Source organism: Campylobacter concisus (genome assembly GCA_002092835.1).
Lineage (GTDB): Bacteria > Campylobacterota > Campylobacteria > Campylobacterales > Campylobacteraceae > Campylobacter_A > Campylobacter_A concisus_K.
In genome coordinates this window covers 1-12,598 of the sequence record LVWL01000019.1, presented here as the reverse complement: position 1 = coordinate 12,598, position 12,598 = coordinate 1, and the positions used below count along the sequence as shown (strand labels likewise).

12 protein-coding genes and 2 pseudogenes are annotated in these 12,598 nt (G+C 38.6%); 1 reads left to right on the top strand and 13 read right to left on the bottom strand.

The features are described 5' to 3' along the window. The 9 genes and pseudogenes from hemC to A3835_04370 form a co-directional block, all read right to left on the bottom strand. On the bottom strand, positions 1-930 hold the full coding sequence (gene hemC, locus A3835_04410) for a hydroxymethylbilane synthase (protein ID ORI07753.1): 930 nt from the start codon (positions 928-930) through the stop codon (positions 1-3). A gap of 8 nt (positions 931-938) precedes the next feature. Further along, the gene (locus tag A3835_04405) at positions 939-1,370 is read right to left on the bottom strand and encodes a hypothetical protein (GenBank protein ID ORI07752.1); all 432 of its coding nucleotides are present in this window, start codon (positions 1,368-1,370) and stop codon (positions 939-941) included. After that, a complete protein-coding gene (locus A3835_04400; GenBank protein ID ORI07751.1) occupies positions 1,367-3,067 on the bottom strand; it encodes a proline--tRNA ligase in 1,701 nt (566 codons plus the stop codon). The genes A3835_04405 and A3835_04400 overlap by 4 nt, the downstream gene beginning before the upstream one ends. Beyond that, positions 3,057-4,340 (bottom strand): glutamyl-tRNA reductase, encoded by a 1,284-nt coding sequence (locus A3835_04395; protein ID ORI07750.1) that lies wholly within the window; start codon positions 4,338-4,340, stop codon positions 3,057-3,059. The genes A3835_04400 and A3835_04395 overlap by 11 nt, the downstream gene beginning before the upstream one ends. Next, positions 4,340-5,231 (bottom strand): annotated as a pseudogene (locus A3835_04390) (octaprenyl-diphosphate synthase). The gene A3835_04395 and the pseudogene A3835_04390 overlap by 1 nt, the downstream one beginning before the upstream one ends. Positions 5,232-5,241: 10 nt before the next feature. Next, positions 5,242-5,672 (bottom strand): annotated as a pseudogene (locus tag A3835_04385) (hypothetical protein). Beyond that, a complete protein-coding gene (locus A3835_04380; protein ID ORI07749.1) occupies positions 5,665-5,919 on the bottom strand; it encodes a hypothetical protein in 255 nt (84 codons plus the stop codon). The pseudogene A3835_04385 and the gene A3835_04380 overlap by 8 nt, the downstream one beginning before the upstream one ends. A gap of 48 nt (positions 5,920-5,967) precedes the next feature. Continuing rightward, on the bottom strand, positions 5,968-6,591 hold the full coding sequence (locus A3835_04375; GenBank protein ORI07748.1) for a haloacid dehalogenase: 624 nt from the start codon (positions 6,589-6,591) through the stop codon (positions 5,968-5,970). Beyond that, a complete protein-coding gene (locus A3835_04370) occupies positions 6,588-6,920 on the bottom strand; it encodes a hypothetical protein (GenBank protein ORI07747.1) in 333 nt (110 codons plus the stop codon). The genes A3835_04375 and A3835_04370 overlap by 4 nt, the downstream gene beginning before the upstream one ends. 107 nt (positions 6,921-7,027) lie before the next feature. Here A3835_04370 and A3835_04365 point away from each other — a divergent pair, with 107 nt between their 5' ends. Beyond that, a complete protein-coding gene (locus tag A3835_04365; protein ORI07746.1) occupies positions 7,028-8,299 on the top strand; it encodes an O-acetylhomoserine aminocarboxypropyltransferase in 1,272 nt (423 codons plus the stop codon). Positions 8,300-8,542: 243 nt separating this feature from the next. On the opposite strand, the gene A3835_04360 is transcribed toward A3835_04365, so the two are convergent. The 4 genes from A3835_04360 to A3835_04345 are packed head-to-tail and all read right to left on the bottom strand — an operon-like array spanning position 8,543 to position 12,393. Beyond that, positions 8,543-9,985 (bottom strand): K+/H+ antiporter, encoded by a 1,443-nt coding sequence (locus A3835_04360; GenBank protein ID ORI07745.1) that lies wholly within the window; start codon positions 9,983-9,985, stop codon positions 8,543-8,545. A gap of 20 nt (positions 9,986-10,005) precedes the next feature. Beyond that, positions 10,006-10,443, bottom strand: coding sequence for a pyridoxal-5'-phosphate-dependent protein (locus tag A3835_04355; protein ID ORI07744.1), 438 nt, complete (start codon positions 10,441-10,443; stop codon positions 10,006-10,008). Positions 10,444-10,474: 31 nt separating this feature from the next. Further along, positions 10,475-11,716, bottom strand: coding sequence for a two-component sensor histidine kinase (locus tag A3835_04350; GenBank protein ID ORI07743.1), 1,242 nt, complete (start codon positions 11,714-11,716; stop codon positions 10,475-10,477). Then, on the bottom strand, positions 11,716-12,393 hold the full coding sequence (locus A3835_04345) for a DNA-binding response regulator (protein ORI07742.1): 678 nt from the start codon (positions 12,391-12,393) through the stop codon (positions 11,716-11,718). Before A3835_04345 ends, A3835_04350 begins: the two co-directional genes overlap by 1 nt. Positions 12,394-12,598: the final 205 nt, after the last annotated feature.

The window sequence follows — 12,598 nt, the reverse complement described above, 5'->3', positions numbered from 1 at the left end:
TTACGCCATCTCTTCAGCGCGTTTTAAAAGCTCTCTCGCCCCTTTTTCTATAAATTTATGCGCTAGCTCCTTGCCAACGCTTTGAAATTTATCCTTGCTAGTCTTTAAGCTATCTTTTATAAACTCGCTTCCATCAGGCAGGCCAACGATCGCATCGATAGAAATTTCATCGCCTTTTAGCCTTGCGCTTATGCCTATTGGCACTTGGCAGCCGCCCTCTAAAACGCTTACAAAATCACGCTCTATGGTCGTTTCTATGACTGCATTTTCATCATTTAAAAAAGAGATCTCATCTAAAATTTGCTTCTCATCTCTGGCTTCTACCCCAAGAGCACCCTGCCCCATCGCAGGTATCATCTCGTCAAAGCCAAATGTGTAGATATGTGCCACTTCAGCCTTGATATTTAGGCGGTTTATGCCAGCCATCGCCAAAATAATCGCGTCAAATTCGCCCTCTTTTAGCTTTCTAAGTCTAGTTTGTACGTTTCCACGAAGCGAGATGATCTCAAGATCAGGCCTCATGATAAGTAGCTGCATCTTTCGGCGTAGGCTCGTTGTGCCAACTTTTGCGCCGTGCGGTAGGTCGCTAAATTTAGCAAATTTCTCACTTATCATAGCATCTCTCGTGTCCTCACGTGAGCAGATGGCTGCAAGTTTAAGCCCTTCTGGAAATACGACAGGCACGTCTTTTAGGCTATGTACTGCGATGTCAGTCTCGCCTTTTAGCATGCTATCTTCAAGCTCTTTTGTAAAAAGCCCCTTACCGCCGATCTTCGCAAGCGGCGTGTCAAGGATCACGTCACCCTTTGTCTTCATGCCCTCTAGCACGACCTTCATGCCCTTGTGCTGTGCCTCGATCCTAGCCTTGATATGCTCGCTTTGCCAAAGTGCTAAGATACTCTTTCTAGTTGCTATTTTTATCTCTTTCATCATCACTCCTAATTTACTCTTTTTGGCTCTTCAACGACCTCAACGTCTATGATCTCGCCCTCATTTTCTCTTGGGGCACGCTCGCTAAAATTTTGAAATTTAAACTCCTGATAACTCTCGTTTTTTGCCACATTTTTCTTAAATATCAAAGAAAAAACGACCACAGCAAGACCAAAAACATCTGTTAAAATTCCTGGCAAAAATAAAAGCATTCCGCCAAAGCTAAGCCCTAACTGGCTAAATAAATTTCCACCAAAAAAGCTTTTAAACGCCACTTGAGGTGAATTTAAGCTAGAAAATCCAGCATTTAAAAGAAGTGCGATACCCACAAATCCAGAGACTAGAACCTCAAGAAAGTAGTTTAAAAAGCCAAATTTATCAACAAAAAGATAGATAAAGACCGCTTCTATCAAAAAAAACAAAAATGCAAAAAATCTCATAAGCTTTCTTTTATCTTTTTAAAGGCTTCGTTTGCACCAATCGTTTCTTTGCTTAAACCATCTCTTGTTATGAACTCAACCTTACCATTTGCAAATTCTTTACCTACAAGTAGCGCAAAAGGGAAGCCGATGAGTTCAAAATCATTTATCTTAACGCCAAATCTCTCGTTTCTATCATCGATGATGACGCTAACGCCAGCTTTTTTGAGACTCTCATAAAGCTCAAATGCAAATTTTACGCCCTCTTCATCTTTTAAATTTGAGATGATGATCTCCACGTCAAACGGTGCGCACTCTTTTTTCCAAACGCAGCCCTTCTCATCGTGGCTAGCCTCTATCATCACAGCGATCAGCCTACTGATACCGATGCCATAGCAGCCCATCAAAAATGGCTTTGCCTTGCCGTTTTCATCAAGATATGTCGCATTCATCGTAGCTGAATATTTATCGCCCAGCTGAAAGATATGACCGACTTCTATACCCTTGCTAAGTTTTAAATTTCCACCACACTCTGGGCATTTATCGCCCTCTTTTACCTTTATAAGGTCTTTAAATCTCTCTTCGTTAAATCCGCTAACGCTAACGCCAACAAAGTGGTAGTCCTTTTCGTTGGCACCACATATCATATTATTTGCGCCTTTTAGCTCGTTGTCTATGTAAAATTTTACATCCTTTAGCCCAACTGGCCCGCAAAATCCAGCCACAAGCCCAGCTTTTATAATCTCTTCTTCGCTAGCATCGACAAGTTCGAGCGCATTACAAGCATTTTGTGCCTTTGTCTCTTGAAGCTCGTCATCACCCCTTACAAAAAAGACCACAACTTCTTCTTTGTCTTCATAAATAGCTTTTTTAATAACAGCTTTTATGCAGTAAAACTCGCTAACTTTAAAAAACTCAGCCACACCTTTTATAGTCTTTGTATCTAGCGTTTTAAATTTAGCCGCGTCAGCCTCTGGCGCTTCAGCATCTGTCGTTCTAGCTTTTCTTCTAGCAGCCTCTATGTTTGCAGCGTATTTACAAGCCTCACAGCAAAGGATATCATCTTCGCCATTACTTGCAAGCACCATAAATTCTTTACTACCGCTACCACCAATGGCTCCGCTATCAGCCTCAACAGCTCTAAAATTTAGCCCTAAACGAGTGAAAATTTTACTATAAGTTGCCTCCATAAGGTCAAACTCACGCTTTAGATCCTCTTTGCTTGAGTGAAAGCTATAAGCATCTTTCATCGTAAATTCTCGTCCTCTTAGCAAGCCAAAGCGTGGCCTTGCTTCGTCACGAAATTTAGTATTTATCTGGTATAAATTTAGTGGTAGCTGCTTGTAGCTAGTCACCTTGCCGCGTACCAAAGCAACGGCTGCCTCTTCGTTTGTAGGACTTATAACAAAATCATTTTCTTTTCTATCTTTAAAGCGCAAAAGCTCCTTGCCAAAGACGTTGTAGCGACCACTTTGCTTCCAAAGCTCGCCTGAAGTAACCACGCTAAAGCTCACCTCTAGCGCACCAGCCTCATCCATCTCCTCTCGCGCGATACGAGAAATTTTCTCATGCATGATCTTTCCAAGCGGTAGATAGTTATAAAGACCAGAGCCTATTTGCTCGACAAATCCACCTCTTATTAAAAATTTATGACTTGGCAAAGATGCGTCTTTTGGCGCTTCTTTGGTCGTTGGTGCATAAAATTTACTAAATCTCATCTATATCTCCCACTTGAAAATTTTGCTCTTCTTTTATATCAAATAAAAATCTAACTCCATTTGAAAGCTCGCTAGATCTCTCCTCGTCCGCAAGGCTTTTTAGCTTCATTGTTGGCTGGTGCAAAAATGCTTTAAAAACTTGATGAATGAGCTTTTGTGCCTCCTCATAATCACTATGCTTTAAATATCCTTTTTTTATCGCTTTTTCTAGCTCGTTTTTAGCGCAAATTTCAGCTTGTTTGCGGATAGATTTTATGAGTGGCACGCTCATATCTTCTTTTAAAATTTTTAAAAATTCGCTTGTGCCTTGACCTACGATCGAATAAGCCTTTTGTGCTTGCTCCTCTCTTAGGGCCAAATTTTTCCTTACTATCTCCTCTAAACTATCGACCGTATAGACGCTAATAAATTCTGTATTTATAAGATCAATATCCCTTGGTACGGCAATATCAAAAAAGTATCTGTGAAATTCTCTTGGTTCGATTATGGCGTTTGTGATGATAGCGTGCGGAGCTGCGGTGCTTGAAAATATTAGATCGTAATTATTTACATACTCTTTTAATTTTAAAATGCTATCCCAGCTAGCGTTATCTCCTAGACTATCAACTAGCTGCTCAACACGCTCAGAGCTTCTGTTTATAATGATTACCTCTGCGCCACTTGAGATTAGGTGTTTCGCTGCTAGCTCGCCCATCTCGCCAGCTCCTACGACGATAGCAGTTTTTCCTTCAAGCGTACCAAAAATTTCTTTTGCCTTTGCCACGGCTACACTTGAAACAGAGATCGGGTTTTTAGAAATTTGAGTTTCATTTCTAACTTTAGCAGCACATTTACATGCATAATGGATGATTTTACTGATTTGTTCGCCGCAAGCTGAGCTATCGTAAGCAAATTTAAAGGCATTTTTTAGCTGGCCAACGATCTGAGTTTCGCCGACGACTAGGCTATCAAGCGAGCTTGCCACTGCAAAGAGGTGGTGCACTGCTCCGCTATCTTCATAAATATCAGCCCTCTCATAAAGCTCATCTTCAAAAACACCTGAAAATACAGACATGCATCTAAACGCATGCGTCGTTGCACTTTCTAGATCACTAACGCTTGCAATTATCTCGACGCGGTTGCATGTGTTTAAAACCATACATTCGTTTATACTTTTGTTTGATCTTAGTAGTTTTAAAATTTGCTCTTTTTTCTCATCGCTATCAAATGCAAGCTTTTCTCTAACTGAAATATCAGTATTTTTATATGTAAAACTTATATCTAAATAGTGCATTAAAATTCCCTATCTATCATGCTTTTTATGATCCCTTCAAGCTCGGCGTTTTTATACTCTTTTATCGATTCTATCGCTTCATTTCCAAGCCTTTTTGCTTCATTTACTGCTTTTTGAAGCGAATTTGTCTTAACAAATTCCTCTTTTAGCCATGAAATTTCGCCCGCGTTTAGTTTCTTTGACCAAAGCGATTTAAGCTTTATCTTACCAGCTTCGTCTAAGCTCTTATAAAGATAAATGTAAGGAAGTGTCGTTTTGCCTTCGACAAAGTCATTGAGTGCTGGCTTGCCAAGCGTTTTCTCATCTTGAATTATGTCTAATATGTCATCAACGATCTGAAACGCAAGGCCTAAATTTTTGCCATAAATTCCAAATTTCTCGCTATCTTTGCCAGCTAGCTTTGCTCCGCAAATAGCCGTGGCTTCTATCAAACAGCTGTTTTATAGTAGATCATTTTTAAATATTCTTGCTCGTTTTCATTAAAATTTTCAGCCATTTTCACATCCATCATCTCGCCGATGCTTAGTTTACTGACTGCGTCTGATATGATAGCTGCGATGCTTGGATCAAATTTAGTAAGCTCAAAATAAGCCTTTGAGTAGAGGATGTCGCCCAACATAACCGAGTTTTTACTACCAAAAAGTGCATTTATGCTTGGCTTGCCGCGTCTTATATTTGCTTCATCTATGACGTCGTCGTGCAGTAAGCTTGCAAGGTGGATAAGTTCGATGATAGCGCAAAGTTTAAGAGAAATTTCACTCTCGCCCGCGATTTTTAAAAAAAGTTTTGAGCGCAGCTCTTGCCTGAGCTTATCTTTAAAAACATCTCAAACGCCTCTTTGTAGCCAAGCTCTCTTATAAATTCACTCATTATTTCATCGATTTTATCCATTTTTATCCTTCTATTTATCCTCATCTGGATCTCTAAAACCCACATCCACACGCTTGCTCTCATCTAGCAGAGCCACCCTAAAATGCGCCTTTTTATCCTTAAAATCAATAAATGATATATAAAGGCTTACGCTCTCATTTGGCGGCATCGTAAAATCAGGCAAAACTCGCTGCATATAGGTGTTTTGTCCTTGTCTTAGCGAAAAGACCATCTGCCTTGGATAGCGCCTAAAAAAGCTTTGCACAGTGATATTTGTACTATCAAATAGCGTCCAGCGAAAGTCAAACGTTTCACCCTTTGGGTTCGCTTTTCAGTTATAAAGACCCTCGCCCATTCATCTTTTTTAAGCTCAAATGTATGCACTGAGCTTGGGTCAAAATTTGGCTCTTTTGCAAAGACAAGAGCGACCAGCAAAGCAATGAGCGCGAAAATCTTACTCATTTTGGCTTAAAATTTCTCCGCTAAGCTCGATATATAGGTCATTTACTCCGTTATAAACTTTATCTTGCTCTGAGGCTATAAAATTTCTGATCTCGTCTTCGCTAAGGCCATGCTTTTCGCAAAGCTCACTCATAGCCACAAATTTCTCAAAAATTTTATCTATCTCGTTTTTAACTAAAACGGCATTTGCGTTAAACAAAATGTCATAAAATTTATCCCTCGCACTGCCCTCAAATATATCTATCATCGCTGTTTCTTTGAAAATTTCTTAAGATTATAGCCAATTAAAACTAAGTTAAAAATTTAATATTATCTCCCAAGCCTCGCTAACATTTTTGGCGTTATACGTGGCAGTTTTGCTCTCCTCGCCAAATCCCCAGCAAACTTGCACGTAAGGCATATTTGCATTTTTGGCGGCTAGCTCGTCTTTTAGGCTATCTCCTACAAAGATCGCCTTGCTAGCCCCAGTTTTACTAACAGCTAGATGAAGCATCGCAGGATCTGGCTTTTGCGGTATCTCCTTACTAGCGCCGATGACCTCGTCAAATAGCTCATAAATTTCATTTTTCTTTAAAATTTTCTCTAGCGTATCATGCGGTGCGTTGCTTGCCAAAACGACCTTATAGTGAGCATCTCTGCACTTTTGCAAAAGCTCTTTTACGCCCTCATAGGTAGTCGCACACTCATCGTAAAATTTCTTAAATTTCTCTTCAAAACCCTCTTTTAAGCTCTTGCATGGCGTGTCGATGCCGTAAAACTCAAGGGCTAAATTTCTACCTGGTTCGTTGATCGCTTTTATGATAAATTCTTTTTCAAGTGGCGGCAAATTTAGCTCATCTCTTACTTCATTTACCGTTTTATATATCGCCTCGCCGCTATCTATCACCGTGCCATCCATATCAAAAATAACTACTTTCAATCCTCATCCTTAAATTTATTTTTATGTTTTTCTTTTTTATATGTCTTTTGATTTTTTAGCTTATCAAGTAGATTTGCCGCCTTTAAAAGCTCCTCTTTTGGGGCATTTTTGATAAGCAAATTTATAAAACTTTCTAGCGCCTTTGAGTATGGTTGGTCAAGATAAACAGCCTCTACTTTTTCGATAACTTTCGCGTTTTTCTCCACTCTTTGGCGAAATTCAGCCTCGTCAAAGTCATCTCTTTTTAGCCCGTTTATCGCTGATTTTGCAAATTTTTCTAGCGCACGAAGATATTTTACACGCTTAAATTTGTCCGTGACTTGGTTCAAATTTTTCCTTTTTTTTGGCAAATTATATCAAAATTTGATTTTATCCCCTAAATTTTGGCTTTGCTAATGTATAATTTACGCCAAAATTACTTAAACAAGGAGCAAAAATGAGGCAAGAAACCGCTGCGATCCACGTAGGCTACGACACAAACGAGGGCTTTGGCACGATGGCTGTGCCTATTTTTCAAAGCACAGCTTATGACTTTGGAAGTGCCGAGACAGCAGCTGCTAGGTTTGATCTAAAAGATAACGGCTACATCTACACAAGACTTAGCAACCCAACGACAGATATCTTTGAAAAAAGGGTCGCCGCACTTGAGGGCGGAGCTGCTGCGATAGCGACTGCAAGCGGTCAGTCAGCTTTGTTTTACAGCATCATAAATTTAGCCCAAGCAGGCGATAATATCATCATCGCTAAGAAAATTTATGGCGGCACGACGGTGCTTTTTACGCACACGCTAAAAAGATTTGGCATAGAGGCTAGAGTCTTTGACAGCGACAGCGCTGATGATCTGGAGAGTTTGATAGACGAAAAAACTAGGGCTATATTTTTTGAAACGCTTTCAAATCCGCAAATTTCTATCCCAAATATCGAAAAAATCGTAGAAATCGCAAACAAATATGGCATCATCAGCATCACTGATAACACCGTGCCAACGCCTATCATCTTTCAGCCACTTCGCCACGGCGTCGATGTTTGCGTGCATAGTGCTAGCAAATATATGAGCGGTCAGGGCCTTAGCCTAGCAGGCGTAGTCGTCAGCGCAAACCACCTAAACGAGAAGCTAAAAGGCAACAAGAGATATGAGCACTTTAACGTGCCAGACGCGAGCTATCACGACATCGTATATGCTGATATGACGGATCGTTTTGATATCTACACGCTAAGAATGAGGCTTGCCATCGTGCGCGACATCGGCGCTGTGATCTCTCCGTTTAACTCTTGGCAGCTCATACAAGGGCTTGAAACGCTTGCTGTTAGGGTTGAGAGACACTCGCAAAACGCGCTAAAAGTGGCTAAATTTCTAAACTCTCACAAACATATAAAAAGTGTGGCATACCCAGGACTTGCCGACAACGTAGATCATGCAAAGGCACAAAAATACTTTAAAGACGGCATGGCAAATGGGCTATTTTGCTTTGAGACTGATAGCTTTGAGCGTGCAAAAAAGATACTAGAGCGTGTAAAACTCTTTAAGATCGTGGTAAATATCGGCGATACAAAGTCGCTCATCACACACCCAGCCTCGACAACTCACCAGCAGCTAAGCAGCGAAGAGCTCATCAAAGCTGGCATCACAAAAGAGCTGATAAGAGTTAGTATAGGCCTTGAAAACGCCGAGGATCTGATAGCTGATCTGGCTCAAGCCCTAGAATAAAGAAATTTCTAGCTCATTTTGGGCTAGAAATTTAACTTACGTTATAGACAGCATGCAATTATGCTAACACACTGTATGTGTTTATGTTAGAAAAATTTTAAAAATTTACGAGCGAGTATATCACGACTCTAAATTTAGTAAAAAAGCTTGCGAGAGTTAAATTTAGTAGTCTGCTAAGGCAAGCGAGTAAAGTTTTAAAAATTTACAAAGAGAAATGAAATGTGGCAAGTTTTATCAAAAATTTTAATAAGTCAAATACTTAATCGTATCTTGATAAAGCACTTGATTTTCGCATTGTATCAGTAGCAAGTCATTTTCTTCAAAGATTGTTGAGCCAGTCGGCTTTTGATACTCGTTTTTACGCTTTATTAGGATTATTAAAAACTCAGTTGGAAGCTCAAGCTGAGCCAAATCTTTGCCAATTAGTTTTGAGCCATAGTGGATGGTATGCTGACGAAGTGTGTAGCTTAAGATCGGAGAGTTTTCTACTGCCTTAACATCCTCTTGCTCACTCTCTTTAACCTTAAATTTATCAGCTGCAAAGCCAAGCGACATGCCCTGTATCAAAATAGAAATCAAAACCATAAAAAATATAATGTTAAAAATCATATCTGCATCACGTACGCCATCGACATAAACATAGGTAGCTAGCACAACTGGCACAACGCCTCTTAGCCCAACCCAGGAGATAAAAATTTGCTCATTTATCTTAAATTTTGAAAATGCAAGCGATGCAAAAACACCAAGTGGCCTTGCAAAAAACATAAGCCACAAGGCCAAAACAAGCGCCATTAGTGCTGTTGCTGGAAGCTCGGAAGGATTTACCAAAAGACCAAGCGTCAAAAAGACAACTATCTGCATTGTCCAAGCGATACCATCGTGAAAACCGACTAAATTTTTCTTATGAGAAAACTCTTTTTTATTTATAAAAATTCCAGCAATATAAACAGCCAAGTAGCCATTGCCACCAACCTTAAAACAAAGTGTGTATAAAAGTAATATCCAAGCGATAGAAAAAACTGGATAAAGGCCCCAGCTTTTTAGGCGAAGTCTATTAAAAATGGCCGGCAAAGCAACGCCAAATAAATAGCCCATAGCGATACCTATGCCAAACTGCTTAACCAGTGTAATCGCCCACTCTGACGCACTTGGAGTACTATTTAGTGAGATCATTTGAATAATCGTCATAGTTAAAAATATCGCCATTGAATCGTTTGAGCCAGATTCAAGTTCAAGCAATGGCGCAATGCTATTTTTAAGTGAAATTTTCTTAGCTCTTAGTATGGCAAATACCGCTGCTGCGTCCGTTGAAGAGATGATGGAGCCTAGCAAAAAGGCCTCCACCCAGGTAAAATCAAGCAAATATTTTGCAACTGGAGCGATAGCTAGTGCGGTTAAAAAAACACCAAGTGTTGCAAGAGCCAAACCCCTAGCAAAAATAGGTTTAATCGCTGCAAAATCGGTATCTAGCCCACCAGCATAAAGTATAAAGATAAGTGCTAGCATGCCGACATTTTGAGCAATCATTTGATCATCAAAATTTACGCCAAGCAGCCCATCTGAGCCAGCCAGCATACCAACGCCTAAAAATATTATTAAAGATGGAATTCCAAATTTATCAGAGATCTTGCTAAGAAGAATACTGGTTATAAGCAAAACTGCAAAAAATAGTAGTAAATTCTCCAAACAAACTCCACAAAATTATATTAAATCATGCTTTCAAAAGCTTCAAATTTTTCTTGATTTGAAAGCATTTCAAGCAATACGCCGTAATTATCTTTTATCTCATCTTGAAGCTTAGTAGTAAGCTCTTTAGCGTTTATTCCGTCTTTTGGATAGCTTACAATCAAATCAATTGGCTCAGCGTTTAAAAACTCCTGAATACCTGATAATAGTTCGCTAGCTCCTCTTTCATTTGTTCCATGAAGCACGACCACATAATGTTCATTCTCTCTTACAACGACGTCAGTTTGTCTTAAAAATTTTTCAAAGAGCTCACTATACTCTTTAGTACTTGGCAAAGAAAAATATATCAAAGATAAATTTTTTGCATAATCTTTTACATTTTTATAACGATTTATAAAAGCTATTTCAAGATCTATTATTGATAAGATATCAACTGGTGAGAAAATTTTTGCTGCCATTTTTAGCCCTCTTTTGTTTATTATGTTTTATTTAAGTCACTATTATATCTTGTAAATTTTCAAAAACAAAGACATTCATTCCGTTTTTATATTCGTATCTAAATTTGAGTCCATGAGCATCAAGTATATTGCTAACTATATATAAACCTAGGCCAAAACTCTTTTGCGTATCCTCTCCTTTAATAAATGGCTGGATATAAAAGTCAAGATCATTTTTTAGCTTCTCGCCTTGAGTTATAAATTTCATATGATCCTTGCTAACAACGATATTTACGTGCTTATCAGTTGAGTATTTTATGCCATTGTCTATCATATTTTTTATAGCAACTGAGAATAGCTTGAAATCAACAAGCACCCTAACCTCATCAAGCTCACTGACACCAACACACTCTTTTTCTACCATGGCTATATCTATGGCCTCATCGATGAGATCCCTCATAAAACATGGCGTTTTATTGCTAAGTCCTATTTTTGATGTTATTTGCTCTATCGCAGCAAGTTCGTTTATCAAATTTTCAAGCTTGTGAAAGACAGAGATTAACCTCTCTTGATTTTTACTTTTTTCTATCATTTGAGCAGCTATTAGGCCTTTTGTGATAGGAGTTTTTAGCTCGTGCATGATATTTCTTAAGAAAAGATGCCTTGAGTCATTAAGCGCCTTGATCTGACAAACTGCCTCATAAAATGCCTCTGAAACTTCAGAAATTTCATCCTTGCCGTTGCCAACATTTTGTACGCCGTCAAGCTCACCATTTGCAAATTTTACGATCTGACGCTTTAGCTTTCTAAGTGGTTTTATCTTATATATGACAAAAATGTAAGCACCTAGCAAAATGACCGCAACCACTAGAAAAACAGCCTTTATCACCTCGTATCTGTAAGGCTGAAATTCCTTATCCATTAAAAGCTTTAGCTCGTCTAAATGCTCAATCCTTAAGTAGTGGTGCTTGTCATAAAGCAAGATCGCACTTGAGCCTAAATCGCTTGAAATTTCTTCTAAAACGGTCGCTTGTTTTAAAATTTCATCTTTTTTCTTCTCGTCTTTGATCTCTGGCATATCGATATTTGAAAGCTGACGGTCGTACTGAGTTTTATTTATGATGCCACCCATATAAAACAAATTTGTCCTAGCAACGTTTGAGTATTTGTTATTTAGCTCTCTTGTATAGTTTTGCTTATCAAAGCCCATGAGCCATAAAAAAGCTAGAAATATCGAAACGAGCGCAAGAGCAAAGATAAAAGTTATGGTTATAAAAATAGACGATCTTGGCATCAAAGAACCAATTTATAGCCGATACCGCGGATCGCGTGGATGTATTTTGGCTCTTTTGGATTTTCATTTAATTTTTGGCGAATCCTGCCGATGATGACGTCAATACTTTTGTTTGAGCTATCTTCATTTATGCTCTCGCAATTGTAGATGAGTTCCTCTCTAGTAACCGCTCCGCCCTCTTTTAAAAGTAGATATTTTAAGATGTCGTATTCTGCGGCAGTTAAATTTAGCACGTTTCCTTTAAATAAAATTTCACGCTCAAATTCTTTTAAAACTAGGTCTTTATTTAAATTTCTCGCCTCACTTGCTGGGGTGATACTCTGCCTTCTTAGATGACTTTTGATACGAGCCAAAAGCTCTTGTGGGTCATATGGCTTTGGCAAATAATCATCCGCTCCGTTATCAAGAGCATTTACCTTATCCGTTATATCATGTCTTGCACTTGATATGATAATAGGAATATTGTGATTTTTCCTGATCTCTTTACAAACTTCTAATCCATCCATACCAGGCAATGTAAGATCTAGTATAACTAGGTCAAATTTACTTGTATTCAGCGTAGATAGTCCGATATATGGCTCTTCAGCAGTCACTACTTCAATATCGTAGTTTTCTAGATATTCAGTTAAAATTTCAGCAAGTTCCATATCATCTTCTATCATTAAAATTCTAGTCATGATCTTTCCTGTTGTAAATTTATTTTTAAGGATTATAGCAGATTAAGATTTTAAAAATTTAAAAGGATTAAGAGCTGAAATTTCAGCTCTTAATCCTTTTAAATTTTTAAAATCTTAATCTGCTATAATCCTTAAAAATAAATTTACAACAGGAAAGATCATGACTAGAATTTTAATGATAGAAGATGATATGGAACTTGCTGAA

What these genes read in the sequence shown, in the direction of transcription:
- A3835_04350 (ORI07743.1), bottom strand. Translation starts at nt 11,716, where the DNA reads ATGCCAAGATCGTCTATTTTTATAACCATAACTTTTATCTTTGCTCTT.
- A3835_04345 (ORI07742.1), bottom strand. Translation starts at nt 12,393, where the DNA reads ATGACTAGAATTTTAATGATAGAAGATGATATGGAACTTGCTGAAATT.
- hemC (ORI07753.1), bottom strand. Translation starts at nt 930, where the DNA reads ATGAAAGAGATAAAAATAGCAACTAGAAAGAGTATCTTAGCACTTTGG.
- A3835_04365 (ORI07746.1), top strand. Translation starts at nt 7,028, where the DNA reads ATGAGGCAAGAAACCGCTGCGATCCACGTAGGCTACGACACAAACGAG.
- A3835_04405 (ORI07752.1), bottom strand. Translation starts at nt 1,370, where the DNA reads ATGAGATTTTTTGCATTTTTGTTTTTTTTGATAGAAGCGGTCTTTATC.
- A3835_04400 (ORI07751.1), bottom strand. Translation starts at nt 3,067, where the DNA reads ATGAGATTTAGTAAATTTTATGCACCAACGACCAAAGAAGCGCCAAAA.
- A3835_04380 (ORI07749.1), bottom strand. Translation starts at nt 5,919, where the DNA reads ATGATAGATATATTTGAGGGCAGTGCGAGGGATAAATTTTATGACATT.
- A3835_04355 (ORI07744.1), bottom strand. Translation starts at nt 10,443, where the DNA reads ATGGCAGCAAAAATTTTCTCACCAGTTGATATCTTATCAATAATAGAT.
- A3835_04395 (ORI07750.1), bottom strand. Translation starts at nt 4,340, where the DNA reads ATGCACTATTTAGATATAAGTTTTACATATAAAAATACTGATATTTCA.